Source organism: Priestia sp. HNGD-A6 (assembly GCF_045784335.1).
In the GTDB taxonomy this organism is placed as follows: domain Bacteria; phylum Bacillota; class Bacilli; order Bacillales; family Bacillaceae_H; genus Priestia; species Priestia zanthoxyli.
This window is the reverse complement of record NZ_CP138621.1, coordinates 4,548,055-4,571,583: the sequence shown is the minus strand read 5'-3', so window position 1 is coordinate 4,571,583 and position 23,529 is coordinate 4,548,055. Positions and strand designations below refer to the sequence as shown.

The window sequence follows — 23,529 nt, the reverse complement described above, 5'->3', positions numbered from 1 at the left end:
AGTCAGCGTCTGACTTCGGCTTTTTTTATTCTTTCATTTGTTTGGCGATTTGTTCATACTGCTCTTCTTTTTTTGTGGAAACCGCTAAATCGCAAAGAATATGTAAAAAATATTTTTTATCTTGAACAAATAAATACTCTTCTTCAAAGCCTTTAGAAATGTATACGGCAAACTCCCAGATGTCGTCATAATAAGCTGGCCCAATGGCCTCAGCGAGATTTCCAAGCGTTTTGAGCAGCTCCATCGTAATGATAATATTCCGTCTCGCATAGTGCCGGATATTAGCAAATCCATCATATAAAAAGTCCTCAAACTTTTTGTCAGGGATCACCATTCGTATCACGCCTTTATCATCAACTAAGTAAGAAGAAAATTGACTCGCGGCACAAATTTCCCGAAGAATATCGCTAATTTGGTGAATGGAGTTAACCGCCGTTTTGAAGTCATCATTTCCTAGTGATTTAATTGCCATCTCGACAAACTTGGTAATAATATACGTCGTGTCTTGAATATCAGTCTGGGATTTCCCTACATGGATATATTGGTGAAAAACGGTGCAATCCATTTCATCGTGCTCCGTCGAATCTCTATGCCAATAATAAAACAATACGGTTCCGCTGAGCACATAATCCCCTACTTCACGCTCCATTTTTATCACTAAATTATGCTCTTTGGCACAGTGAATCAATTGGCTGTAGTTCAACGTTTGAATATAGCCAGATGTTTGAATACATACCGGCTTTTTCTCTCCTTGTGGAAAGGAAAATTGTTCGCTATGACTAGACTGCGTTCGATGAATCTCCAGTTCCTCGCGAATCGTTGTCTTAATCGCTTTTATGGACGCTGTTTTCATCGATTGAGTCATATGATTTACTTGCAGCCACTTAACAGAATGATTAATGAAGTAGACAAACGTGCCCGCACTAAAAACAGAAAGGGCTGTCGTCACAAACGGAATCGCAAAATATCCGTCTACTTGAGAGCTGTTTAAAAAAAGAAAGACAAAAAGTGTATACAAAAAACTCCCTATAAAAATACCTAAAATTCGCTGAGTAGACTTAGAAGAAGCAAAGTTTTTTAACACGCGAGGAGAAAACTGAGCTGCAAATGATGTAAACACAACAAGCATTAAGTTAAAGGTAAATGTGGTGATCGATAAAATCCCGGGCATAATCGTACTCACTAACGTATTCGTTAAATCCATGTTGATTGAAAAAAATGAAGGGACCTTCTCTCCTACTTTGCAATAATAGTCAAGAAACAGCGTCAGTGCAGCTAAAAGAACAGAAAAGAAAGCATAAATTAAGGGACTAAACCAGATTTGACTAGTTAACTCATCTTTAAACGCGCGAGGAGAAAGCTGTTTCCTTGCCGCTATCCATCTAAATGTATTCATATAAAACCTTCCTTTTTATTTGTAAATCTCTAACTTTTTTCTTAGTTCCCTAATTTTTTTTGATTATGCTTATACAATAGAAAAAATCTATTTTTTAAGATATAGGCACACAAAGCAAAAAAGAGGTTGAGATACCCCTAATTATTTCATCTAAATGAGTACAAATAGAATACATGAGCTGAACCGCTCATGACGCGGCCGGTGAGCCTTTCCCCCCAGGAGTCTTCGTCTTGCCCTCCAATCAACTGCTAGAAGTAACTGAATGAAGATATGAAAGCTAGGTTCACCATACAAACAAAAAATCCGAACGCGTTGAATTCTCAATCAAGAATCCATCACGTTCGGATTTTCTTTCAACTAACCTAATTTTATCTCAGCCTCTTTTAACTCTTATCTTTTTACCAGCCTCGGCTCGCTCCGCCGCCTCCGGAGCTGCCGCCTCCCCCTCCGCGAGGACCGCTTCCACTGCCGCCACCTCCGCCGCCTCTTCCTCCAAACATGACAAGGAAGTTTAGCAGAAATTGAGTGATGGCTCCTTTAAAAAAGACAAAGTCAAGGATAAGCAAGCCCACAATAACAGCTGCAATCAGCAGCGTTTGAAGGGTTGTGAAATGAACACCGCTATCAGAAGAAGCGGATGCTTTTGGCACTTTTTGTTCAAAATCTTTTCCTAAATCATACTCTTTTACGACTTGGTTATAAACAGCTTTATATGTAGTTTCTAGCGCCGTATCGTATTTGCCGTTTTTTAAGTTAGGAATAGCATAAGAGTCAATGATTTCTCCAGATTTGATATCGGTGATAGCTCCTTCTAACCCATACCCTACTTCGATTCGGATTTTTTGTTCTTTTTTAGCGAGCAAAATAAGAACGCCATTGTTCAGCTTTTTATCACCGAGTTTGTACTTTCGAAACGCTTCATTTGCGTACTCTTCTACATCCGAATCACCTAATGAATTCACCGTAAGAATCGCTACTTGAGCTTTCGTTTCATCATCTAACTTTCTGCCCATTTGATTGATATCCGCTTTTTCCTGGTCATTTAACAGATGAGCAAAATCTTGAACGTAAATATCGCCTACCGGATTTGGGATATCAGGTGCAGCAAAAGCAACGCTTACCGTATTACATAAAAGAGATAATAATAAAGCAAACGAAGCAAGAAATTTCATCACTTATCGCTCCCGAAATCAACTTTCGGCGCTTGTTTTTCTTCATTTGTTACTTCAAAATATGATTTTTCATCAAACCCAAACGTGCGCGCAAACATGTTTTTAGGAAATCCCTTAACGGATTTATTATATTTTGCAACTTCATCATTATAGTCTTTACGCGCTACAGCGAGTCGATTTTCCGTTCCTTCTAAGCTATCCATCAAGCTTCTGAAGTTTTCATTTGCTTTTAAATCCGGATACTTTTCAACCACTACAAGCAGGCGATTTAACGCGCCGCTTAATTGCTGATCTGCATCAGCTTTATCTTCAGGCGTTTTCGCTCCCGCTAGCTGCGCTCTTGCCTGAGTGACTGAATCAATTGCTTCCTGTTCATGCTTAGCGTAGCCTTTTACCGTTTCCACTAAGTTAGGAATTAAATCAGATCGTCTTTTTAGTTGGTTATCCACTTGGGAAAATTTATTATCTACATCTTCCTCTGCGCTAACGAGGCCATTGTAAGAGCTTATTCCGTAAATTACAATAAGCACTAACACAACAATCGTAGCGATCAAACCTTTGTTTCTCAATGTATTACCTCTTTTCTTCATAAAAATTATGTATCTATTTACTAGTACGAATCATACTCTAAAAAGATTCATTTTTTTCCAATTTTATTTATGATGACCACATGTTTTAACGATCACTCTCTCTATAAGTTGAAATACTTTTATACTACTCTCACCGCAAACTCCTCATTTCTCAAACACGTTTCTCTATCTAGTCTTTCTATAACCTAATACATGTAATCCTTATCCATTTTATCTTATTTCATACATCTAAAAAAGGAATGACTAAGAACCATTCCTTTTTCTACTTAAGACCAACCTTCAATCTTGTATGCGACTCTGTGAAATTCAGGAACCGTTACAAATTGATAGTCGTTCTTTATTAAATACTTAATGAGTTTTGGCAATGAAGCAACAATATGGTCCCGCGCTCCGCTGCCATATCGATCTCCGTCGTGCATGACGATAAGATTCTTTTCTTGTAGATTTTTAATCGTATGTTTGCATATGGCCAGTGGATCTTCTTCACGCCAATCCTGGCTATCTATATTCCATAGAACAGACGTCATTCCCAATTCTTTAATAGCAGCAAGAGCTGTATCATTTATCAAACTGTAAGGTGGACGAAACAGCTTGGGAGAATAACCGATGATTTTCTCTATTTGAGCATTTGTAGAAGTGATTTCTTTCCACAATTCATACTTAGAAAGAGTTGTAATATCAGGATGACTCCACGTATGATTTCCAATTACGTGCTTGTCTCTATGAATACGTTGGATCAGCTTTGAAAATCTTTCTACTTCCGAACCAACGACAAAAAAGGTCGCACGTACATTATATCTTTTTAGAATTTTTAAAATGGCAGCCGTGTAAGCTGAGGGGCCATCATCAAACGTTAACGCAACATACTTTGGTGAATTTTGATTCATGTTTTCTCCCCTTATATAAAATAGATATAGAAATAAACCCCTCAATTTGTGGGTGTAAGCTGAGGGGCTTTTACGACGAGATAATTTTTAAGAGATGATATTATATCTTTTTCTTCATATAATAGTGCTATAGGTAATAGATTTGTTCAAAAGAACTCGCCAAGTACTCAAATCCACGAGGGCGCAGTGTTTCGAACTGCTGAATAATTTTTATTCTTTCCTCTGATCCTCCTGGGAGATCGTAAAGTTTCGTCACGGGCTGTCCACTATTTAAATATTCAATGATTCTATACAGCATGACGCGAAAAGCATGTTTAAATTCCTTATATTCATCAGGAAAACGCTGCTCCAGCGCTTTATATTCAACTAATGTTTTATGCATATGCATAAACGGAAGCTCTTTCCATTCGAGAGATAGAATAAGAACGTCTATATTCGGATGTTTTTTCACAAAACGATAGTGATTGCCCCATTGCTCTTTCACTTTTCGCTTCGATATCCCATGTTCCTGATGATAAGCAACTGTTGAAGGATCTAAAACAAATTGTGCACCATTTTTATACAATCGATATCCAAGCTCCCAGTCTTCTGCCCCGTAGCCAACAAACGTTTCATCAAAAAGACCAGATTTTTTTAAGTTCCCTTTTCTCACTGATACGTTTCCACTTAAAAATGCAATATAAGGTAGCGTAAATCCCTCAAGTCGCTCTCCGAAATGTTTTAGCCCGCTGTTAAGGAAATAGCGATTAGGAAATGATAAACGTTGAAAACGGTTTGTATCAATGTCTTCTTTTGTTACAAGAGGATAAGGAACGTTTGAATGCCACTTCGTCTGTTCATAGTTTTCATACAATCTTCTATACTCAGGATCCCCGCCGACCAGTTCTTTTAAGTGCGCCATTTGATCTTCATTATAGTCTGGCATAATAAACGTGTAGACTCCTTCATAATGCATAGCTCCAGTAACCACAAGATCGGATTCATGCACATGATGTTTATAGTGATTTTCAATAAAAGCAGGAGGAGCTAGCATCTCCCCATCTAAAAAGATTAAAAGATCTCCTTCAGCATGGTTAATTCCTATATTGCGCACAGATGAGCGCCCTTTATTTTGTTTCATGCGGATATACTTAAATTTGAACGGGACATCAGCTTCTTTTAAAATGTTAGGTGTGTTGTCAGAAGAAGCGTCATCCACTAGAATGACTTCATACTGAGCGTGGGGAAACGTTTGTTTAGATAAACCGTAAAGCGAAAGAGAGGTTTGGTGGTATTTATTATAAGTAGGCATAATAATACTCACTTTAATAGGTTGTTTATGATTATTTTTTATACTCATACTATATAATGAATGGTCTGCTTTATTTATTTTATTTTTGGTCTCTTTTAAGGGATTTGGACTCTTTTTTTTCTTTTTAATATAGTATTTTCCATCGGAACGGTTGTAATAGGAATCATATAATTCTATTTTAATCATCCTTTCTTTGTTTTTCCTCTATATACTATTCAATAAATGACGGGGTGCTTGTACAATATATAAATTTTTTTAGAAAAGGCGTATATAATAGATTCACGAACTTTAGTAGATCATTCTATTGAATTAGAAACACATTCTTTTATCATAAATAAGTGTTCTACTTCTCAGCATAAAAAAGCTGCTTATAACTTCATGTGTTATAAGCAGCTCTCTTTTATAGCTGATTTCCATATACCCCATCAATATTCGCAACAGCCGTTTGATCAAATATATCTGCATCCATATTTGTATTTTTCATTCGCGCACAAGCAGCTGAAATGTCTCCATAGGTTGAGTTGATTCCAACAGATTTAACATCCGCTGTGTGTCCGTTGTGAAGAACTTCTCCAAAATTCATCGATCCGTTTCTTGCCATACCATTAATTCTCGTGTTACAGATGTTAATAACTCCTGCCATGACCATACCACCTTTTCTTAAAATGAATTCGTACATCGTATGTTGTGACAAGCCTATGTGTGAAAAGTTTTTATAAAACAAAAGGCAAGGTACAAACATTAGTGAATTTATTCATTTCACCCTGCTTCACCCAAAGTTTCCACATGTTTTTACGCTTTTTCTGTTACAATAAATGCATAAGTTATTTTTCATCCATATTGTTTGAAGGAGGATACGTAATATGGACGAACCAAAAGATATTCAACCTAAAGTAGAAAAAAGTTTCGAACTGATTGGCAAGAAGTGGACAGGATTAATCATCTATGTGCTTATGAGCGGTCCTAAACGCTTTAGTGAATTAAATGAAAGTATACCAGCTTTAAGCAGAAGGCTGTTGACAGAACGGATTAAAGAGCTTGAAGACCACGGAATCGTTGTCCGAAATGTCATTCCCGACCGCCCTATTCGTTCTGAATATTCGCTGACTCAAAAAGGAACAGAGTTAGGTAAAATACTAGGACCAATTAGCCAGTGGGCAGAAAGCTGGGTCCAAGATTAATAAAACTACTCCATAGAAAGGATGAGCATCATGGCAAATGTTCTCTATATTACTGCACACCCTTTAGCTGAAGACGAATCGCTTAGCATGGCTGTAGGGAAAGAATTTATTGACGTGTATAAGCAAACCCATCCAGAAGATGATGTGGTTCATTTAGATTTATATCAAGCAGATATTCCATACTTAGATGCAGACGTATTTAACGGATGGAAAAAGCTTCGTTCTCACTCCTCCATCCAGGATTTATCAACGGATGAACGATTAAAAGTGGGACGGTTAGCCGAACTAGGCGGACAGTTCGTACTCGCTGACAAATATATTTTTGTCACGCCAATGTGGAATTTTTCCGTTCCTGCGATCATGAAAACGTACATTGATGCGATTACCGTGTCAGGTAAAACCTTTACATATACAAAAGAAGGCGCTCAAGGATTGCTTAAAGGAAAAAAAGCACTTCACATTCAGTCCCGCGGAGACGTGTATTCAGAAGGCCCTGAAATGGCAAGAGAAATGGGCCACCGCTATTTAGAAATCATGATGGACTTCTTTGGTATTGAAGCGTTCGAAAGCATCATTATTGAAGGGCAGGTAAAATTTCCGGATCAAATTCCGCAAATTAAAGAAAAAGCACTTCAAAAAGCGCATTCAATGGCCAAAACATTTTAAATGCAATAAGAATCAAAAAGACTTCGAAGCAGATCGAGGTCTTTTTCTTTACTCTCCCCTCCCTTATATTTCCCTTGAAATAATGATCACCTTCCTGCTCGTTTTACGCTGAAAATAGGTTTAAAGAAAAGATGAAACGCTGTTAGTTTTTGTTACTATTAATAACGTATGAAACAAAAATACATAATTTTTCTTTTTCTTTTTTTAATTATCTACGTTCGAAAAAGATAGTTCCTCTAAATAAATAACGTTTAAATTTACCTTTCAAACTGAAAAAAATCCCTTACTCTTAAAGGATTCAGCCATAAAACCCAAAAGCGTAATACTCTTAAAAATGTTTGTGAACATGATAAAACCAAATAAAAAACCTTTGACTAAATTCGTTACTTAAGTTACTATTAATAACGTAGTAGATGTTTTCGAACACATTATCTTTAATTCATAAAACAACATTTATATATTGAAAACAGAAAGGTGAAAAGAATTATGGCAAAAGTATTATATATTACAGCAAACCCTAACGATGCTACGCAATCATTCAGTATGGCTGCGGGAGATGCATTTATTAATGAGTATAAAGAAGTAAACCCAACGGATGAGATTGTTCACGTTAACTTATATCAAGAGCATATCCCTCACATCGACGGCGATGTATTCAGCGGATGGGGCAAACTTGGAAGCGGCGCAGAATTTGATACACTTACTTCTGAAGAACAGCGCAAAGTTGCTCGCTTAAACGAGTTAAGTGACCAATTTGCTCAAGCAGACAAATATGTATTTGTTACACCAATGTGGAACTTTTCATTCCCTCCAGTGATGAAAGCATACTTAGATGCTGTAGCAGTAGCTGGAAAATCATTTAAATACACTGCAGAAGGTTCTGTAGGTCTATTAACAGATAAAAAAGCATTCCATATTCAAGCAAACGGCGGTATCTACTCTCGCGGCCCTGCTGGTGAACTAGAAATGGGTCACCGCTATATGCGCATTATGATGAACTTCTTCGGGGTTCCTTCTATCGGAAGCCTATTTGTAGAAGGACAGGCTGCAATGCCAGATAAAGCACAAGAAATTAAAGAAGACGGTATTGCTCGCGCTAAAGAAGCTGCACGTACGTTCTAATAGCAAATATAGGCACAAAAAAAGGAACATCTCCCCATGTTCCTTTTTTTGTGCTTACAATTATATCTTTGCTTCCCCGCGCAGCAGCGAATAAACATATGTATCAAACGGGATATTGTTTTGATATAGGTACTCTCTTAACGTCCCTTCTTTTTTAAATCCTACTGTGCTTAACAAAGCGATAGATCCGCTATTTTGCGTAAATACAATCGCTCCTATGCGATTGTATTGAAGTTTGTGGAAGCCATAAGAAATCGCTTCATGAACGGCTTCCGTTGCGTATCCTTTGTTCCAGTGCTCAGGAAAAAGAGCATAGCTTATATTTGCTTTTTTATGCTCTGAAGACCACTCTTGAAACCCTATTGTGCCAATCAGCTTTTCGTTTCCTTTTAGCTGAATCCCCCATTTAATCAACTGCTTTTCTTCGTAGCCTTTGGAAAAATTCTCAATGATCCCTTTCACTTGGTCAATCGATTCTAAAGATTTTTGCCCGTAATAGCGCAGCACGTCTTCATCAGAAAAGCATTCTAAAATCTCACCCGCATCATTTTCTACAATTTTTCTTAATATCAGCCGTTTTGTCTCTAATTCCGGAAACATTTTCTTCCCTCTTTTCTGTGCAGCTTATCTATCTACGGTAAACCATACTATTCTCCTCTCAACTAGCAATATCCTGCTAAAACCTCACCCGGGAGGGCCCATTTCCTATCCAAATAGTCGATTTACAGCAGAGATAGTGGTATTTTATATAGTGGGCATACGTTGCTTTTTATCAATACAGAGGCGGTGAACGCAGAAATGAACCAAGATAAAGAATTGCTGTCCACGATACACGCTCTTCAAAAAGAGCTGCAGCAAGAAAAAGAAAACCGTGCGTATATGCAAAAAGATATGGACGAGCTAAGAAGCGCTTTATTACAATCAGAACAAGTAAAACAAAACTTAATCGATCAGCTAGAAAAGAAAGTTGATTTGATTTTAACGTTGATTCAAAAAGGAGACGCATAAAGGAATGGATTTTTTTAAAAACAGCAAAATACTATACACCATTGTAGCACTTGTGATTGCTCTCATCGCTGTATTTACCAACAATTCACCTATTTCCCTCATTCAGCAGCATGAAAATTCAAGCAGCACATCCAGCAGTACATCGGACACTACATCAAGCAACGAATGCTCTGCAGAGACTCAAAGCGACAGGTTATTTACCGGCAAAGAGCTTGTCTTACAAGAAGGAAATGATAAATACGGATATTGCCACATTGTCGCGCATATGCAAAAACCAGGAGCGGACAATTACCATGGTAAAAGCCAATTTAGCAAGTATTTAAATGAAAACCAAGCCATGTCTATTGCCGAAGAAGTCATTAACGAAGGTGAAGACGGCACCAATAATAAATCTGGCAATTACGTTAAAGAAAAATATATTAGTTCTTTAAACCAAGAAGTTAGAGTTGTGTATACCGACTACAGAGGCAAGGACTACGACTATAGTGTAACGACCATGTATCCAATAGGTCATTAACACTAATATATACAATGAAAAAAGCAGGCTCACGCCTGCTTTTTTCATTGTACCTCTTCTCATTATCTACAGCTCTAAAAAGTTAATAATTGATTTAAAGTCTATTTGATATGTAAAAAATCCAAATTTAGGCTGTGAAATTTTAGAGATATGACAGTAGCACTTTTACCTCTTGGACATATTCTAAGTATAAAAAAGAAACAGCCCTTTGCTTCTTTTTTAAGAAAGAGGTTTAAAAATGAGTAACAAATATAAAGTCAGAAAAAACGTATTACATCTTACAGACACCGAAAAAAGAGATTTTATTCGTGCCGTGCTAATACTAAAGGAAAAAGGAATATATGACCGCTATGTAGCCTGGCATGGTGCAGCAGGTAAATTTCATACGCCTCCGGGCAGCGATCGAAATGCAGCACATATGAGTTCTGCTTTTTTGCCGTGGCATCGTGAATACCTTTTGCAATTCGAACGTGACCTCCAGTCGATCAATCCAGAAGTAACCCTTCCTTATTGGGAATGGGAAACGGATGCACAGCTGCAGGATCCATCACAATCACCAATTTGGAGCGCAGGTTTTATGGGCGGAAATGGAAATCCCAAAAAGGATTTTATCGTCGATACCGGGCCATTTGCAGCTGGGCGCTGGACGACGATCGATGAACAAGGAAATCCTTCCGGAGGGTTAAAACGTAATTTTGGAGCAACGAAAGAGGCGCCTACACTCCCTACTCGAGATGATGTTCTCAAAGCTTTAAAAATAACTCAATATGATACGCCGCCTTGGGATATGACCAGCCAAAACAGCTTTCGTAATCAGCTTGAAGGATTTATTAACGGGCCACAGCTTCATAATCGTGTACACCGTTGGGTTGGCGGACAGATGGGCGTTGTCCCTACTGCTCCGAATGATCCTGTCTTCTTTTTACACCACGCAAATGTGGATCGTATTTGGGCTGTATGGCAAATGGTTCATCGCAATCAAAACTATCTGCCGATGAAAAACGGGCCATTTGGTCAAAACTTTAGAGATCCGATGTATCCTTGGAATACAACCCCTGAAGACGTTATGAACCATCGAAAGCTTGGGTACGTATACGATATAGAATTAAGAAAATCAAAACGTTCCTCATAACCAGTTCTAGAAACAGCGTTATACAATTTAGAACAGGTAACCCCCTTCCCTTCTGACATAACTTATAAGGCCACAAGCATTGTAAAACTAACTGCTACATTTCCATTCACCATAAAATATAGTTAATCAACCATAATTGGGCTGTGAATAAGCTTCATATGAGGACCTTCGAACATATGAATAAGTTATCAAAGCTTTATAAAAGTTTTATAAATGAAGGGAAGATATTAAAATGCACAATAACGTAAACGCACCTTTTAGTTCTAATGAAAATATGCCGTTCTCACCTGCTATGGCTCACCACGCCTATACTGCTCCTGCTTATGACCATATGATTCCACACTGCGGATACACAATGCCGGACTATGGATATATGGTTCCTGAATGTGGATATGGCGTTCCTCATCATGGATGTAATGGTTTTGCCATTATCATCGTACTGTTTATTTTACTCATTATTATTGGTGCATGTGGTTGCGGTTTCTGGCAAGATGAGTGTTAACCTAAAAAACTCCAGTATAAATACTGGAGTTTTTTCATGTCTCAATAGCCACAAACCTTATAGCGTTTCATCCAAATCTAGCGGTCTCAGCTTCGCTTCAATTTCTTTGCGCTTCGGCTCTAAAAATGGGGGCAGCGCTAGTGTTTGACCCATCGTTTCAAGCGGTTCATCGGTCGCAAATCCAGGTGTGTCCGTTGATAATTCAAATAAAATGCCGTTTGGTTCTCTGAAATAAAGTGCTTTGAAATAGTATCGTTCTACTTTACCGGAATTCGGCAGACTGTTTTCATTTAGTCGAGTTGCCCACTTATTGTATTCTTCTTCATTTGGAACACGGAAGGCAACGTGATGAACGCCACCGCGCCCTAAGCGAACTTTCGGCAAATCGGGTCTCGTTTCAATATGAACTTCGGCTCCGCTTCCGCCTTCACCCGTTGCATAAACCAAAATATCCTTTTGATTTTCTGCAAAAGATGGATAAGAACCCACATAGCGAAATCCCATAATGTTTGTCAGAACATCGACTGTTGGTTCTGCCGTGCCCACCGTTAGCGTGACCGGTCCTAAGCCGATAATGGCATGTTCTAACGGAATGTCTTCGCGCTTCCACGGCACGCCTGCTCTTACCCCTTTTTCACCGTTGTCCGCAACAAGAAGCAAACGTGTACCTTCATAATCTTTAAATGCTAATGTATCACGATTAGCTCGTTTAGCTATTTCTTCATATTCCACTCCGTGCTGCTCGAAGCGTTCTTTCCAAAAGTGTAGAGAATCCGTACTTTTAACGCGAAGCGACACAGTCGAAATATCAGATGCACCTTCATGCGTTCTTGCAAGCCCTGGAATATCAAAAAACGTTACTTCCGTTCCTGGGGTCCCTTCTCCATCTGCATAAAATAAGTGGTAAGACTGAGTGTTATCTTGATTCACCGTTTTTTTTACTAATCGCATGCCTAAAACTTTAGTGAAAAACTGATAGTTTTTCTCAGCTTTCCCTGTCAAAATAGATACGTGATGCAACCCTAACAATTCCATCTGCTCCGCCTCTTTTCATAATGTATAAATTTTCTAACTTCCTTTAAAATTATCTTTAATTTAATTATCTTTAATTAAAGATAATTTTAAAGGATATACAGCCTGTTTGTCAATAACAAGAAAATGTTGTGAACATAAAAAAGAAACTAAACACATAGTTAGTTTCTCTTTATCTTCCCTTTAACAAACTGCTGATCTTTTCCAACAGCGGTTACTTCTTAAGCACGCGCTGCACATTTTGCTTCATCAGCTCCGCAATTTTTGTTTCATTTTCACGAGACGTCTGCTCTAATTTTTCTATGACTAACTGCTGTCTCTCTGCTGAATGATTTTGACTTATCTTTTGCTTGCCTTCCATTTTAATAATATCGATCTTAAATCCAACGATTCCTTTGCTTAAACCATTCATATAAGCAGGGTCAACGTCATTTAGTGTATATGTACTGCTCGGGCTTTCATACTTCGCTACCATCTTGCTCAGCAGTCCAAGCAGCTCTTTAGGTTCTTCAATCATTTTCATCGTGCCATACACGTGAACAGCTTCGTAATTCCATGTCGGCACAGCTTGATTCGTTTCATACCAAGACGGTGAAATATAGCAGTGAGGCCCTTGAAACACAATCAAAATTTCTTGATTTTCAGCATCTTTCCACTGCTGATTCGGACGAGCGAAATGCCCGTATAAAGCTTTTTCTTTCGGATCTAACATCAGAGGCAAATGAGTAGCATAAGGCTTTTCATTATGATATGAAAACAAAGTGGCAAATCCATTGTCTTCAATAAAATCATACATGATTTGTTCATCATTTACTTTAAAATACTTTGGAATATACATCGGCGCTTCTCCTTTATCTTTTATGTAGTAAAGAATATAATAATACAGGCGTTTGCAACAGCGTCAGTTATAAACTTTTTATGGAGGTCAGCAAACATTTAATCGTTTATGAATCGATTTTTTAAGAAGCTTATGCTACACTGCTGTGATGTAAACCGCTGATTTTTAATATGTATTTATTTAGCACATGATGCAATTAGATAGTTGTTGGTTAAGCAAAGCGTTGGGGATCAAAAAAAGAAGAGCCCGTTTAAAACAGCTCCTTTTTCTCGCTTATCTATACAATTGAGGATTTTTTTCTCGTTTGATAGGTCCGCCTTTGGCTACATGCCACACAATGACGCAATCCGTCAAGCGATCGTATACGTCGTCTTCTAAATACGGATCTTCTGCTGAAGTAAGCAAGGTGTGAACATCGGCTTTTATTTCGGCTAGCATAGCTGCGCTGAATACGTCCGGGTCATTTAATACGTCTAGTATATATAGCACCAGCATCTCAAACCCGCTGTCCCAATTGGCATTTCCGTTTCCTTGAGCTTCACAGCGAAGCTTTTCAATGGCTCGGAGGACCTCTCCTTCTACAATATCCGACTGCCCATTTCTCGGGACATAGTTTACCCATAGTTCTTTTGCTTCGTCAAAATATTTCATTCTCTACTCCTTTCTTCAGAAATCTATTCCTTATTGTTTCTTTGATTCATCGTCGTTCCAAAAACAACCCCTAATGAGGTCCCAATCGCAATACCAAACCCCATATTATCCTTCAACATTCCAAGAGAAGCCCCCATCACAACGCCCAGACCTAATCCCATTCCTAGATAATTTGCCTTTTTCTTTTCTTCAGACAAACAGCCACTCCTTTTTCTACTATTTTATTGATACCTTTTATACGTAAAAACCTCGCTAAAAGTTTCATAAAAATGGAAAAAACAGTCGCTGTAACTGCTTTTTAAATGATGAGCTGATAAACGGCCTCTCCGAGCAGCAAAATCGACGTAAACATGCAGATTACACCGAATACATACATTGTTTTGCGTGCAGAAAAATACAAACAACTCAACAGGGAAAGGTATCCAAACCTTAAGAAAAGGGCATTTTAAAAGTAACGAAATTTTGCTTACTTAAAAAGGATGGATTACATTGACACCAAACCAACAGGAATATCTAAAAAAAATACATAGCATACAAGAAAATCTAGCCAAAACGTGGGCTGAATACTGGCAGCAATACTCCACTCCAGGCTCTTGGCAGTTTTGGGTGACCTTGAGTGCTTTTATTTTGCCTTTAGTCATTCTCTTCTTTTTAATTGATCGAAAAAAAGCCTTTCATTTAGGGTTTTATGGATTTAACGTGCACGTTTGGTTTCACTATAGTGATACAGCCGGAGTTTATAACGGGCTGTGGACGTATCCTTACCAAATCAACACAATCATACCCGTAAGCTTTAGCCTAGATGCTTCGCTTATTCCTGTCTCTTTTATGCTGCTTTACCAATGGACAATTAACCATCATAAAAATTACTATTTATACGCAACGATTCTTTGCTTATTTTTTGCTTTTATTTTCAAACCGTTATTAACAGGGATTGGCTTTTTCCAGCTGCATGAATGGGCTACTTACCGTCATTTATTTGTATTTTATCTTGGTGTGATAGTGCTATCAAAATGGATTACCAATCTTTTTCTTTATTTTGAAAAACAGAATTGAATATGTTGCGTGCATGTAAAAAAACGTAAGCTTCTTTAAAAAGACCTTACGTTTTTTGTAGTGGCTTTATTTGCTCGCTGTCTGCTTCCTCAAAAGATAGCACGCTTTTTTCATCTCATAGTATCTCTTTTGCAGACAGCCCATTTTGATTGTGTGAATTTAGAACATGTTGCATCTAGCAATAATAAAACTTTTGTTAGGAAAGAAAATCTCGCTTTTCCTAAGCTTTACTTAAATTAGCGTTGTATAAGTCCATTAAACTGCTTAAATCATCTAACAGCGGGCAGTGGCCTACACCTTTCATAATTTTTAACGTTGCATTTTCCCCTATGCCTTTCGCGATGTCAGATGCATCTCTTGTTGAAACCATCTTATCTTCATCTCCTTGAATAACCATAGTAGGAATCGTGATTTTTTCCACCTCTCCTGTCCCTTGAACAACACCATTAAAGTCGTTTGAAATATTAAATCTCATGAGTGCGTAATTGATATCAATTAAGTTGCGCTGCTTGATCGTTCCTTCTAAATACTTTTCAAATTGATCAGCAGACGGCTTATTTTTTGTATATAAAAATTGACGCAGCATCATTTTTAAAAACCATGTGTTTTTTGTTTCTTTCGCGTTTTCTACCATTCTAAATGCTTCTTTTACTTCTTCTTTGGTTTGTATAAAGTTGTTAGGAATAGGCAGTTCTAGGAACGTTCTTCTTGGAATGGGATAGCCTTTGATGTTGACGGAGCTTAATAGAATTAAATTCTTGGCATCATTCGGATGATCAATCACATATTGCATAGCAACTGCTCCTCCTAATGACCACCCGCTTATTGTAAAAGCAGACAACTTTAAAGCATCCGCAAACAGTTTGACATCATCTGATAAGTCTTTGATTGTGTGGATAGGTGTATGGTAAGTGGAGTCTCCAAACCCTCTTAGGTCGATGGCATAAGCTGTGATATGTTCTGGAAGTTCGTTCATTAACACATCCCAGTTAAGGGAAGAATTCATGTTTCCGTGAATTAACAAAAGCACCTCTTTTCCGCCTTTTTTCATTCGGTAATTTACTGTTTCTCCATTTGATAATTCTACTTTTGCTTGTCCTAAAGCACATACGGTCATCGCTATTTTCCTCTTTTCTTATATAATTAGAACGATCGCTAGCATTTATTTTTCAATACCCTATTTATCAAGATTTAAGCAGTTAGAAAGAAGTTGTGCAAAAGCCAAAACAATTCTATGTCATTCTATTTGCTAAAAAAGACAGCCAAATACGCGATTTGGCTGCCTTTTTATAATGAAGAAATATACGAATGAGCAACAAGGCCATTACTTTTTCGGGGCGTCTAATGCTTGATAGGCAAGCTGATATTTCCCGCCTTCAGCCACTTCTGCATGGTATAAAGCTTTAAGAGCAAAGTTTTTTTCTAGACTGTGCTCTTTCATCAAACCGTTCAGCTTACCTTGCAGTTCCTGATTGTCTTTAATGAGCTGCTTCATCTGTGATTTTAAATATTTCATGGTGTTTTCCGCTCCTTTCACTTGATAAACCTTCATCAAGTATATCACTTAAGGATAGGATAATGGTAAAACAAGTTACGATTGAGCGATTAAATTTGTACCGCTCTATTCTTTAAGCGCGCTACAAGCGGAACAACGATGATACCGGCTATCACAACTTGCATCACATTTCCTGGTACAGAGCCAAGCGGAACGATCCAGTTACCATAAAGAATCACTTCAGCAAAATAGTAGCCGACGACTTTTACAATCAGCGCAGCAACAACTGCCAGTGTGTTGACAAGTGCTCTTTTACCAGGTGCTTTTTCAGAGATAAGACCTGCTAAAAAGCCCATGGCCCCTACAATAATAAACGTAAACGGCGCCCATGCTGTCCAGCCGGAGATCAGATCGAATAACCCCATTCCAAAAGCGCCGGCGATGGCTCCTGTTTTTTTACCGTAAATAAAGGCCGCTATAAAAAGAGGAACGTTGCCTAAATGGATGAGGCCTCCGTTACCCATAATAGGAAGCTTGATGTTGATAAACATTGTCGCTACAAACGTCAGTGCGATAAAAAGCGCATGCATGGATAAAGCTTTAATTTTTGTGGATTCTCTTGGTGAGTATGTTGAATTCATCTGTTGACCTCTTTCTTTTTTTACTACTATCATACTCCTAATTGGACACTTAATAAATATGTAAAACTATTTATTTAGTAAGGTATATCATTCTAGCAGCACACAAGAATCCTCCAAATTCAAAAATTGCCCTATCCCTTCTTTAAAAAATAAAGCTGACTCTGCTTCTTTTAGCAGACTGCGGCGCCTAATTTTTGTTATGGCAAAGTGTCTGTTCGGACATAATATGAGCAAATCGTTCTTTTTCAAGAGTTGACGAAGGCTGATAAATATGAGAAGTTATATGTTTGTAGAAATGAATGGAATAACTTAGAATTCCAGCGGAACCTGTTACTATAATTGTACTGATATTGACCAAGTCCGTTCAGATTGTGGCAGTCATAATTTTTACATACAGCAAGCAAGTTATAGGAGGAGCAAGAATGGATAATAACGATATTTTAATTAGATTACGATATGCCTTGGATTTAAAAAATACAGAAATGGTAGAGATCTTTAATCTTGGCGGAGAAGATGTAACCAAAGAAGACGTATTAAAAATCCTTACGAGAACACCGGATGAAGAAGACGAGGATGCAGTTCATGAGGACGATCATATACCGTGCACGAACAGTATGTTAGATTCTTTTTTAAACGGTTTTATTACCTTTAAAAGAGGACAACAAGATCCTAAACCAGGGCAAGCACCTCCAGCGCCGGTTCAGAGCAATCAAAATATGTATAATGTCTTATTAAAGAAAGTGAAAATCGCTTTATCCCTAACAAGCGAAGAGATGTTAGAAGTATTTGACGACGGTGGAATACGTGTATCTAAAGCAGAATTAGGTGCTTTATTACGAAAAAAAGGCCATAAAAATTACAAACCGTGCAAAGAGAATTTTGCTCGAAAATTCCTAAGAGGCTTAACCGTACAATATAGAGGATAACATGATACACACTTTTTCAAATCAGAGTATCCATTATGAAATACGATATAAAAACCGAAGTTCTTTTGCAATCAAAGTAGACGGATACGGAACGGTCGAAGTCCTTGCTCCTAAAGGAACCTCTACTGAACAAGTACGTATGTTATTAGAGAACAACTGGGCATTGATTCAGCAAAAAATAAATGAAATGAAAGATAGAACGCATGGACCCAAGAAAAAAGTCTATGAACACGGAGAAAGCTTTTTATATGTAGGAAAAAACTATCCGATACAGATTCATCACGATTCGACCATTACAAAGGATTCTGTAGTGTTTGAAGCGAACACGCTTCAGATTTATGTCAATCAGCACGACGATGAAGCGATAAAACAAGCGCTCAAACGTTTTTACTATCAACAATGTAAAGCGCTCGTAACCAAAAGTGTCTCCTCCTATCAAAAACATTTTAAAACAAAGCCGCGATCCATCTCGATTTCCGATAGTAAAAAAGCGTGGGGCACGTGTGATTCTAAGCGTCAGCTAACCTTCAACTGGCGGCTGGCAATGGCACCGCAGCACGTCATTGATTACGTAGTCGTTCATGAAATGTGCCACATGGTTCACATGAATCATGATCGTTCCTTTTGGCGTCTTGTCGGGAAAATTATGCCCGATTATCGTGAACAAGAGCACTGGCTGGAAATGTCGAGCTGGGAAATGACGGTGTAGTACCGCTAAATAAAAAAGAGCAGACGCCCAGGGGCATACTGCTCTTTTTTTTAGCTTTAACTATAGCGATATTTTCGTAAATCTTTTAAAATCGAAATTTCTTTTAACAATTCCTCTCCAACGTTTGTTTCTAAAACCATTTTTCTTTCTAGTTCTTTATCAACTAATCGCTTTACGGATAAGACGTCCGTTCCTTCTAATAAAATCTCTTCTTTTGAATTAAAGTGTTTGTGAGCGACTAGCTGCATGCCGTAAGAATTATATAATAATGTATATCCAGCGATACCTGTTGTGGATTGATACGCTTTTGAAAAACCGCCGTCAATAACAATCATCTTTCCATTTGCTTTGACCGGGTTTTCTCCTTCGATTTCTTTGACAGGCGTATGACCATTAATAATATGACCGTGATCAGGATTCAAATTAAATTCTGCGAGAATGTTTTGGCAGACTTCCTCATTTTCCCGTAAATAGTAGTATGGATTTTTCTTCTCTTTATGCGTTGCTTTATCACTGATAAAATATCGTTCAAACGTCGTCATGGCACGTTTCCCAAAGAGTGATGAATATTCTCCTGTCCATAGGTACCAGACCATGTCTGTTGCCAAATCATCCGTTTCTTCAGGATGTGCAAAAGCCTCTTGTAAATAATGTTCAAACACATCAAGCAAGTTACGGCCTGCATACGTTTTATCTTCTATCGTCATTTTTTCCATGTTTCCTTCTTCATCTAAAGGAATGCAGCCGTGTATTAATAAGTTTCCGTTATATTTCAAATAAAGGCTGCCTTTTTTCATAAGAAACTTCATATGTCTCGCCAGCTTTTCCGAATGCTGCACGGAAAGCAGCAGTCTTTCCATTACCTGCTCTTCTTCTTCTAATAGCTTATCAGGCTGCGCCGGATCCACCGTTGCAAAGCAGCTGTTTTCTAGCGGATACGTGTTTCCGTATATCGTAATTTCATTTTTATCATAATCAATTTTTTCAAGCAGCAGCCTTTCTGACATATTAAAGAAAGGACGTCTTTTTATAATCGGACTTTCAAGCTTGAACTGAATCATCGCAATGGCCTGATGAATTTTCGTAATTTGTAGTCGCTCGTGATCGGATAGTTTGTCACTCGAGCTTACTTTTGGTCTAAAAGCAGGATTATCATCATAATATTTCTCCGCCAAGTTAAGCAGCGGTCTCAGGTTAATGCCATATACGTCTTCAATAATATCTAGATTGTCGTATCTCGCGCAGATCCGAATAATATTGGCAAGACACACTTTCGAGCCCGCAAAAGCGCCTAGCCATAGCACATCGTGGTTTCCCCACTGAATATCAACGGAGTGATAGTTAATCAGCGTATCCATAATTTTATCCGGTTCAGGTCCACGATCATAAATATCCCCTACTACGTGCAGATGGTCCACAACCAACCTTTGCGTCGTATAAGCTAGCCCTATAATAAGCTTATCGGCTTGCCCTAAAGAAATAATCTGCTGAACAATCTTTGTATAGTACTGTTCTTTATTTGTAAATTCATCCGTTTTATATAGCAGCTCTTCAATAATGTACACAAATTGATCCGGCAACGCTTTACGCAGTTTAGAGCGCGTGTATTTAGAAGAAGCGTACGAGATGAGATTAAGCATACGATCGATGATTTCTTTATACCATTCATATAGTTCTCGTTTGTTTCGAAACTGCGCTTTAATCAACGGTAATTTTTCTTCAGGATAATACACTAATGTCGCAAATTCATTGATTTCTTTGTCAGATAATACATTTTTAAAAAGGTCTTTGATTTTCTCTTTTACATTTCCTGAACCATTTCGCAGCACGTGCTGAAAAGCTTGATACTCGCCGTGTAAATCACTGACAAAATGTTCAGTCCCCTTTGGCAGATGAAGAATAGCTTCAAGGTTAATAATTTCGGTTACCACTTTTTCTTCCGTATCATACTTTTGTGCAAGTAAATCTAGATATTTTGTGTTCAAAACTATGTATCCCCTTTCAACGTTCACCATTTAGTACAATCACTCATCAAGCTTGTGATTATGATGTTAAATACCTTTTATTTAACTCTTCTCTTTTCTCTCCACGCCTCACCCCTTTATTTTAACCTATTTTACGTATGGGTAAAATGGTATAAAGTCTATTTGTCTATAAAGATTAACCGGTCTTGCCCGCTTGAAGAGGAGAGCTAGCCCATAGCATAAAAAAACCTGCTGATCTTAGTCAGCAGGTTCGATACATATGAAAGAAGCGCACATAATTAAGAAAGTTTACTCCGACCTCTACACAATAACAGAGTTTTTCTTCCCTCGCTGTGAGAAAACGCACAGCGCCAAGTCCTTGGTGGTGGTACGATAAAGATGACCTTTCTGAGACAGGAAAAGTCATCCTTTGTATGATATAAGAATCATCATTCTGTTGAATCTCTGTTCTTCTACGTTCAGAGATTTTTTCTGTTGGCTTTGTTAAATACAGCACGAGAGGAAAGTGAATACAAATACATATGGTACACGTAGGCTATCTGAGTCTGCTGTTTGACGGCGGAAGAAGTTGTATGTGGCTTTTTTCAGTAACAAGTGCTTCTATTATAATATGGAACGCTGTTGTCAAATTTCCAAAGAAGAAATACAAAGGAAAAATCATTACGTGAATGTCTTCAGGTACCCTATCTACTTTAACTCTGACCGTCTCATTTTTTGAGCATATCCGATTTTAAAACCCTCCGCTCAGCAAGTGGATTTTACGATAAGAAAAAGCAGCGGATGTAAAACATCACGCTGCTTTTTCTTATCTCTACACGCCTAAGTAAAAAAGGATATGGTAGAGTGTTCTTACGATGTATTGATGATGTTAGTGAATATTATTCTTTCGGAAATTACCGCCTTTAACTTCGGCTACGTCATATACCGTAACAAAAGCCGTCGGGTCAATTTCATTGATAATTTCTTTCATTTTGCTTTCTTCCAAGCGGTTGATTACACATGTGATTTCCTTGAATTTCTCATGAGAGTATCCGCCGTAAGCTTCTTTATATGTAGCGCTTCGACCTAAACGATCACGTATTGTCTCTACCATTAACGCAGGCTGAGAAGTGATAATCTGGAAGGTTTTCGATCCGCTTAGACCTACTTCTACGATGTGAATAACTTTGGATGCAATAAAGTATGCAATTGCAGAAAGAATCGCGCCTTGCAGACCAAATACTAATGAAACAAAAATAAAGACAAACGCATTTAAGAACAAAATAAGATCACTTGTTCCAAACGGCAATTTTCGAGAAAGCAGTACAGCTAGCATATCGATGCCATCTAGCGCGCCGCCATTACGCAGTGCGATTCCCATTCCAAAACCAAGGATAATACCGCCGACAACGGTTACGAGTAGTGTATCTCCTTCAATAATCGCTGGAGTGTGATGCATGAGGCTTGTACCGACAGCTAGTGAGACGATTCCGAGGATGGAAAATATAGCAAAACTTTTCCCGATTTGTTGATACCCTAACCATACAAAAGGAATGTTAATAACGGCAATTAGAACACCTAGTGGTAATCCAAATAGGTTTGACGCAACGATACTAATGCCTGTTACCCCTCCATCTGAGACGTGGTTTGGAATTAAGACAGTTTCTAAGCCGTAAGCTGCAATAATCCCTCCGATAATGACCATTAGTGCTCGGAAAGCAATTTTTAGCCGCTTAGGCCTGTGGTGTTTTTTAGTTGTGTTCATATAATTCCTCGCTTTTAAATGTTTTTTACTATTTAAGTGTACCACAAACATTCTCTTTATTTGAACTGAGGAGGCTTACGTATCGTTTTTTAGCTCACATAGTGCAAAATAGACAAAGGAGAACTTCTAGCTGTACAAACTCTATCCTTGCAATACGTCATCATTTCTGTTAAGTTTAAGGAGAATTATTTTTGTTCGGTAAAGATTGATAAGTTACATAACTTTCGTCTGTAGATTTGAGCAAGGATAGTAACACAATGTGTGCGTGTCACACTAGGAGGCAACAATTATGGAACAAGGTAAAGTAAAATGGTTTAACGCAGAAAAAGGTTTTGGATTCATCGAACGCGAAAATGGAGACGATGTATTTGTACATTTCTCAGCAATCCAAAGCGAAGGCTTCAAATCTTTAGACGAAGGTCAAGCAGTTACATTTGAAGTAGAACAAGGTCAACGCGGCCCTCAAGCTACTAACGTTCAAAAAGCGTAATCCGTCATAAATAGAAAAAGACAGACTCCATGGAGTCTGTCTTTTTCATTACTTTGAAAATGTAATAATAAAACCCTATCCACTGAGGAATAGGGCTTATTAATACAAAAATAGTAATCGGTAATACAAATGGTAAACTCAGTATAGCATAGTATTGGCGGAATCCAAACTATAAATCAATATTTCTTCATGAATAATTATGATTCGTGCTTCATTAACTCTTCTTCAAAGAAAAATGTACTGGGATATTTATCAACTGTATAAGAATATCTTTTCATATTTTTCACATAATGACTTTTTAAGATGATCACTACTTCATTAGATGCTTTTATACTTACTGTTTCTCCATTAGCAAATAAGCTTATACTCATATCCTTCATCCTCTCTCATATCAAAACCAATCAAATTTTTAACTTTATTTATCGGGAAATATAATGTGCAGCTTATATTTGAGACGTTATCAGCATTCTGATAGTCAGCAACCTTTTCCAACGGCTA

General features: G+C 37.9%; 28 protein-coding genes. 11 read left to right on the top strand and 17 right to left on the bottom strand.

Annotated elements, in window-relative coordinates; genetic code table 11:
- Nucleotides 1–25: 25 nt before the first annotated feature.
- From SCI76_RS23570 to SCI76_RS23545, 6 genes are all read right to left on the bottom strand, one after another.
- Nucleotides 26–1,396, bottom strand: coding sequence for a DUF2254 domain-containing protein (locus SCI76_RS23570; protein WP_048019533.1), 1,371 nt, complete (start codon nt 1,394–1,396; stop codon nt 26–28).
- A gap of 398 nt (nt 1,397–1,794) precedes the next feature.
- A complete protein-coding gene (locus SCI76_RS23565) occupies nt 1,795–2,568 on the bottom strand; it encodes a YgcG family protein (protein WP_048019532.1) in 774 nt (257 codons plus the stop codon).
- Nucleotides 2,568–3,137 carry a LemA family protein gene (locus SCI76_RS23560; RefSeq protein WP_080754488.1) on the bottom strand — a complete coding sequence of 190 codons (570 nt, stop codon included), beginning with the start codon at nt 3,135–3,137 and terminating at the stop codon, nt 2,568–2,570. The genes SCI76_RS23565 and SCI76_RS23560 overlap by 1 nt, the downstream gene beginning before the upstream one ends.
- Before the next feature lie 287 nt (nt 3,138–3,424).
- Entirely contained in the window at nt 3,425–4,045 is a 621-nt protein-coding gene (locus SCI76_RS23555; RefSeq protein ID WP_048019531.1) for a polysaccharide deacetylase family protein, read from the bottom strand.
- Nucleotides 4,046–4,172: 127 nt separating this feature from the next.
- Complete coding sequence (locus SCI76_RS23550) at nt 4,173–5,522, bottom strand: glycosyltransferase family 2 protein (RefSeq protein ID WP_063247437.1); 1,350 nt, start codon at nt 5,520–5,522, stop codon at nt 4,173–4,175.
- Nucleotides 5,523–5,736: 214 nt separating this feature from the next.
- Nucleotides 5,737–5,979, bottom strand: coding sequence for a spore germination protein (locus SCI76_RS23545; RefSeq protein WP_013084095.1), 243 nt, complete (start codon nt 5,977–5,979; stop codon nt 5,737–5,739).
- Between the two features lie 220 nt (nt 5,980–6,199).
- On the opposite strand from SCI76_RS23545, the gene SCI76_RS23540 reads away from it, so the two are divergent.
- From SCI76_RS23540 to SCI76_RS23530, 3 genes are all read left to right on the top strand, one after another.
- On the top strand, nt 6,200–6,517 hold the full coding sequence (locus SCI76_RS23540) for a helix-turn-helix domain-containing protein (RefSeq protein WP_013058076.1): 318 nt from the start codon (nt 6,200–6,202) through the stop codon (nt 6,515–6,517).
- A gap of 30 nt (nt 6,518–6,547) precedes the next feature.
- Nucleotides 6,548–7,183 (top strand): FMN-dependent NADH-azoreductase, encoded by a 636-nt coding sequence (locus SCI76_RS23535; RefSeq protein ID WP_063247438.1) that lies wholly within the window; start codon nt 6,548–6,550, stop codon nt 7,181–7,183.
- 486 nt (nt 7,184–7,669) lie between these two features.
- Nucleotides 7,670–8,305 (top strand): FMN-dependent NADH-azoreductase, encoded by a 636-nt coding sequence (locus tag SCI76_RS23530; RefSeq protein WP_048019528.1) that lies wholly within the window; start codon nt 7,670–7,672, stop codon nt 8,303–8,305.
- Between the two features lie 60 nt (nt 8,306–8,365).
- Here SCI76_RS23530 and SCI76_RS23525 read toward each other — a convergent pair whose 3' ends face one another.
- Nucleotides 8,366–8,905, bottom strand: a complete 540-nt coding sequence (locus SCI76_RS23525; protein WP_255901846.1) for a GNAT family N-acetyltransferase — start codon at nt 8,903–8,905, stop codon at nt 8,366–8,368.
- Nucleotides 8,906–9,103: 198 nt separating this feature from the next.
- Here SCI76_RS23525 and SCI76_RS23520 point away from each other — a divergent pair, with 198 nt between their 5' ends.
- From SCI76_RS23520 to SCI76_RS23505, 4 genes are all read left to right on the top strand, one after another.
- Nucleotides 9,104–9,313, top strand: coding sequence for a hypothetical protein (locus SCI76_RS23520; protein ID WP_014459119.1), 210 nt, complete (start codon nt 9,104–9,106; stop codon nt 9,311–9,313).
- Between the two features lie 4 nt (nt 9,314–9,317).
- A complete protein-coding gene (locus SCI76_RS23515; RefSeq protein ID WP_221832463.1) occupies nt 9,318–9,830 on the top strand; it encodes a hypothetical protein in 513 nt (170 codons plus the stop codon).
- A 238-nt stretch (nt 9,831–10,068) separates the two neighbouring features.
- On the top strand, nt 10,069–10,962 hold the full coding sequence (locus SCI76_RS23510) for a tyrosinase family protein (protein ID WP_407544499.1): 894 nt from the start codon (nt 10,069–10,071) through the stop codon (nt 10,960–10,962).
- A 232-nt stretch (nt 10,963–11,194) separates the two neighbouring features.
- Complete coding sequence (locus tag SCI76_RS23505; RefSeq protein WP_048019524.1) at nt 11,195–11,464, top strand: YjcZ family sporulation protein; 270 nt, start codon at nt 11,195–11,197, stop codon at nt 11,462–11,464.
- A 57-nt stretch (nt 11,465–11,521) separates the two neighbouring features.
- Here SCI76_RS23505 and SCI76_RS23500 read toward each other — a convergent pair whose 3' ends face one another.
- The 4 genes from SCI76_RS23500 to SCI76_RS23485 form a co-directional block, all read right to left on the bottom strand.
- A complete protein-coding gene (locus tag SCI76_RS23500) occupies nt 11,522–12,499 on the bottom strand; it encodes a ring-cleaving dioxygenase (protein WP_048019523.1) in 978 nt (325 codons plus the stop codon).
- Between the two features lie 211 nt (nt 12,500–12,710).
- The gene (locus tag SCI76_RS23495; RefSeq protein ID WP_048019522.1) at nt 12,711–13,334 is read right to left on the bottom strand and encodes an FMN-binding negative transcriptional regulator; all 624 of its coding nucleotides are present in this window, start codon (nt 13,332–13,334) and stop codon (nt 12,711–12,713) included.
- Between the two features lie 273 nt (nt 13,335–13,607).
- Nucleotides 13,608–13,985, bottom strand: a complete 378-nt coding sequence (locus SCI76_RS23490) for a hypothetical protein (RefSeq protein WP_407544496.1) — start codon at nt 13,983–13,985, stop codon at nt 13,608–13,610.
- Nucleotides 13,986–14,008: 23 nt separating this feature from the next.
- The gene (locus SCI76_RS23485) at nt 14,009–14,182 is read right to left on the bottom strand and encodes a hypothetical protein (protein WP_168761048.1); all 174 of its coding nucleotides are present in this window, start codon (nt 14,180–14,182) and stop codon (nt 14,009–14,011) included.
- A 292-nt stretch (nt 14,183–14,474) separates the two neighbouring features.
- Here SCI76_RS23485 and SCI76_RS23480 point away from each other — a divergent pair, with 292 nt between their 5' ends.
- Nucleotides 14,475–15,041: a CBO0543 family protein gene (locus SCI76_RS23480; protein ID WP_048019520.1), complete on the top strand. Its 567-nt coding sequence runs from the start codon at nt 14,475–14,477 to the stop codon at nt 15,039–15,041.
- Between the two features lie 220 nt (nt 15,042–15,261).
- On the opposite strand, the gene SCI76_RS23475 is transcribed toward SCI76_RS23480, so the two are convergent.
- From SCI76_RS23475 to SCI76_RS23465, 3 genes are all read right to left on the bottom strand, one after another.
- Nucleotides 15,262–16,158 (bottom strand): alpha/beta fold hydrolase, encoded by an 897-nt coding sequence (locus SCI76_RS23475; protein WP_048019519.1) that lies wholly within the window; start codon nt 16,156–16,158, stop codon nt 15,262–15,264.
- A 207-nt stretch (nt 16,159–16,365) separates the two neighbouring features.
- On the bottom strand, nt 16,366–16,557 hold the full coding sequence (locus SCI76_RS23470) for a hypothetical protein (RefSeq protein ID WP_013058089.1): 192 nt from the start codon (nt 16,555–16,557) through the stop codon (nt 16,366–16,368).
- 89 nt (nt 16,558–16,646) lie between these two features.
- Complete coding sequence (locus SCI76_RS23465; protein WP_048019649.1) at nt 16,647–17,177, bottom strand: ECF transporter S component; 531 nt, start codon at nt 17,175–17,177, stop codon at nt 16,647–16,649.
- A gap of 422 nt (nt 17,178–17,599) precedes the next feature.
- Here SCI76_RS23465 and SCI76_RS23460 point away from each other — a divergent pair, with 422 nt between their 5' ends.
- A complete protein-coding gene (locus tag SCI76_RS23460; RefSeq protein WP_048019518.1) occupies nt 17,600–18,103 on the top strand; it encodes a DUF1456 family protein in 504 nt (167 codons plus the stop codon).
- A gap of 1 nt (nt 18,104) precedes the next feature.
- Nucleotides 18,105–18,812 carry a M48 family metallopeptidase gene (locus SCI76_RS23455; protein ID WP_048019517.1) on the top strand — a complete coding sequence of 236 codons (708 nt, stop codon included), beginning with the start codon at nt 18,105–18,107 and terminating at the stop codon, nt 18,810–18,812.
- Between the two features lie 56 nt (nt 18,813–18,868).
- On the opposite strand, the gene fbp is transcribed toward SCI76_RS23455, so the two are convergent.
- Nucleotides 18,869–20,797 carry a fructose-1,6-bisphosphatase gene (fbp, locus tag SCI76_RS23450; protein WP_048019516.1) on the bottom strand — a complete coding sequence of 643 codons (1,929 nt, stop codon included), beginning with the start codon at nt 20,795–20,797 and terminating at the stop codon, nt 18,869–18,871.
- Nucleotides 20,798–21,665: 868 nt separating this feature from the next.
- Nucleotides 21,666–22,541 carry a YitT family protein gene (locus SCI76_RS23445; RefSeq protein WP_013058095.1) on the bottom strand — a complete coding sequence of 292 codons (876 nt, stop codon included), beginning with the start codon at nt 22,539–22,541 and terminating at the stop codon, nt 21,666–21,668.
- A 289-nt stretch (nt 22,542–22,830) separates the two neighbouring features.
- Here SCI76_RS23445 and SCI76_RS23440 point away from each other — a divergent pair, with 289 nt between their 5' ends.
- A complete protein-coding gene (locus SCI76_RS23440) occupies nt 22,831–23,031 on the top strand; it encodes a cold-shock protein (protein ID WP_025908891.1) in 201 nt (66 codons plus the stop codon).
- 197 nt (nt 23,032–23,228) lie between these two features.
- On the opposite strand, the gene SCI76_RS23435 is transcribed toward SCI76_RS23440, so the two are convergent.
- A complete protein-coding gene (locus SCI76_RS23435) occupies nt 23,229–23,402 on the bottom strand; it encodes a hypothetical protein (RefSeq protein ID WP_168761049.1) in 174 nt (57 codons plus the stop codon).
- Between the last annotated feature and the right edge of the window lie 127 nt (nt 23,403–23,529).

What these genes read in the sequence shown, in the direction of transcription:
- SCI76_RS23515 (WP_221832463.1), top strand. Translation starts at nt 9,318, where the DNA reads ATGGATTTTTTTAAAAACAGCAAAATACTATACACCATTGTAGCACTT.
- SCI76_RS23530 (WP_048019528.1), top strand. Translation starts at nt 7,670, where the DNA reads ATGGCAAAAGTATTATATATTACAGCAAACCCTAACGATGCTACGCAA.
- SCI76_RS23555 (WP_048019531.1), bottom strand. Translation starts at nt 4,045, where the DNA reads ATGAATCAAAATTCACCAAAGTATGTTGCGTTAACGTTTGATGATGGC.
- SCI76_RS23520 (WP_014459119.1), top strand. Translation starts at nt 9,104, where the DNA reads ATGAACCAAGATAAAGAATTGCTGTCCACGATACACGCTCTTCAAAAA.
- SCI76_RS23510 (WP_407544499.1), top strand. Translation starts at nt 10,069, where the DNA reads ATGAGTAACAAATATAAAGTCAGAAAAAACGTATTACATCTTACAGAC.
- SCI76_RS23470 (WP_013058089.1), bottom strand. Translation starts at nt 16,557, where the DNA reads ATGAAATATTTAAAATCACAGATGAAGCAGCTCATTAAAGACAATCAG.
- SCI76_RS23475 (WP_048019519.1), bottom strand. Translation starts at nt 16,158, where the DNA reads ATGACCGTATGTGCTTTAGGACAAGCAAAAGTAGAATTATCAAATGGA.
- SCI76_RS23460 (WP_048019518.1), top strand. Translation starts at nt 17,600, where the DNA reads ATGGATAATAACGATATTTTAATTAGATTACGATATGCCTTGGATTTA.
- SCI76_RS23550 (WP_063247437.1), bottom strand. Translation starts at nt 5,522, where the DNA reads ATGATTAAAATAGAATTATATGATTCCTATTACAACCGTTCCGATGGA.
- SCI76_RS23445 (WP_013058095.1), bottom strand. Translation starts at nt 22,541, where the DNA reads ATGAACACAACTAAAAAACACCACAGGCCTAAGCGGCTAAAAATTGCT.
- SCI76_RS23525 (WP_255901846.1), bottom strand. Translation starts at nt 8,905, where the DNA reads ATGTTTCCGGAATTAGAGACAAAACGGCTGATATTAAGAAAAATTGTA.
- SCI76_RS23495 (WP_048019522.1), bottom strand. Translation starts at nt 13,334, where the DNA reads ATGTATATTCCAAAGTATTTTAAAGTAAATGATGAACAAATCATGTAT.
- SCI76_RS23540 (WP_013058076.1), top strand. Translation starts at nt 6,200, where the DNA reads ATGGACGAACCAAAAGATATTCAACCTAAAGTAGAAAAAAGTTTCGAA.
- SCI76_RS23565 (WP_048019532.1), bottom strand. Translation starts at nt 2,568, where the DNA reads ATGAAATTTCTTGCTTCGTTTGCTTTATTATTATCTCTTTTATGTAAT.
- SCI76_RS23455 (WP_048019517.1), top strand. Translation starts at nt 18,105, where the DNA reads ATGATACACACTTTTTCAAATCAGAGTATCCATTATGAAATACGATAT.
- SCI76_RS23465 (WP_048019649.1), bottom strand. Translation starts at nt 17,177, where the DNA reads ATGAATTCAACATACTCACCAAGAGAATCCACAAAAATTAAAGCTTTA.
- SCI76_RS23535 (WP_063247438.1), top strand. Translation starts at nt 6,548, where the DNA reads ATGGCAAATGTTCTCTATATTACTGCACACCCTTTAGCTGAAGACGAA.
- SCI76_RS23570 (WP_048019533.1), bottom strand. Translation starts at nt 1,396, where the DNA reads ATGAATACATTTAGATGGATAGCGGCAAGGAAACAGCTTTCTCCTCGC.
- SCI76_RS23500 (WP_048019523.1), bottom strand. Translation starts at nt 12,499, where the DNA reads ATGGAATTGTTAGGGTTGCATCACGTATCTATTTTGACAGGGAAAGCT.
- SCI76_RS23435 (WP_168761049.1), bottom strand. Translation starts at nt 23,402, where the DNA reads ATGAGTATAAGCTTATTTGCTAATGGAGAAACAGTAAGTATAAAAGCA.
- SCI76_RS23490 (WP_407544496.1), bottom strand. Translation starts at nt 13,985, where the DNA reads ATGAAATATTTTGACGAAGCAAAAGAACTATGGGTAAACTATGTCCCG.
- SCI76_RS23545 (WP_013084095.1), bottom strand. Translation starts at nt 5,979, where the DNA reads ATGGCAGGAGTTATTAACATCTGTAACACGAGAATTAATGGTATGGCA.
- SCI76_RS23440 (WP_025908891.1), top strand. Translation starts at nt 22,831, where the DNA reads ATGGAACAAGGTAAAGTAAAATGGTTTAACGCAGAAAAAGGTTTTGGA.
- SCI76_RS23505 (WP_048019524.1), top strand. Translation starts at nt 11,195, where the DNA reads ATGCACAATAACGTAAACGCACCTTTTAGTTCTAATGAAAATATGCCG.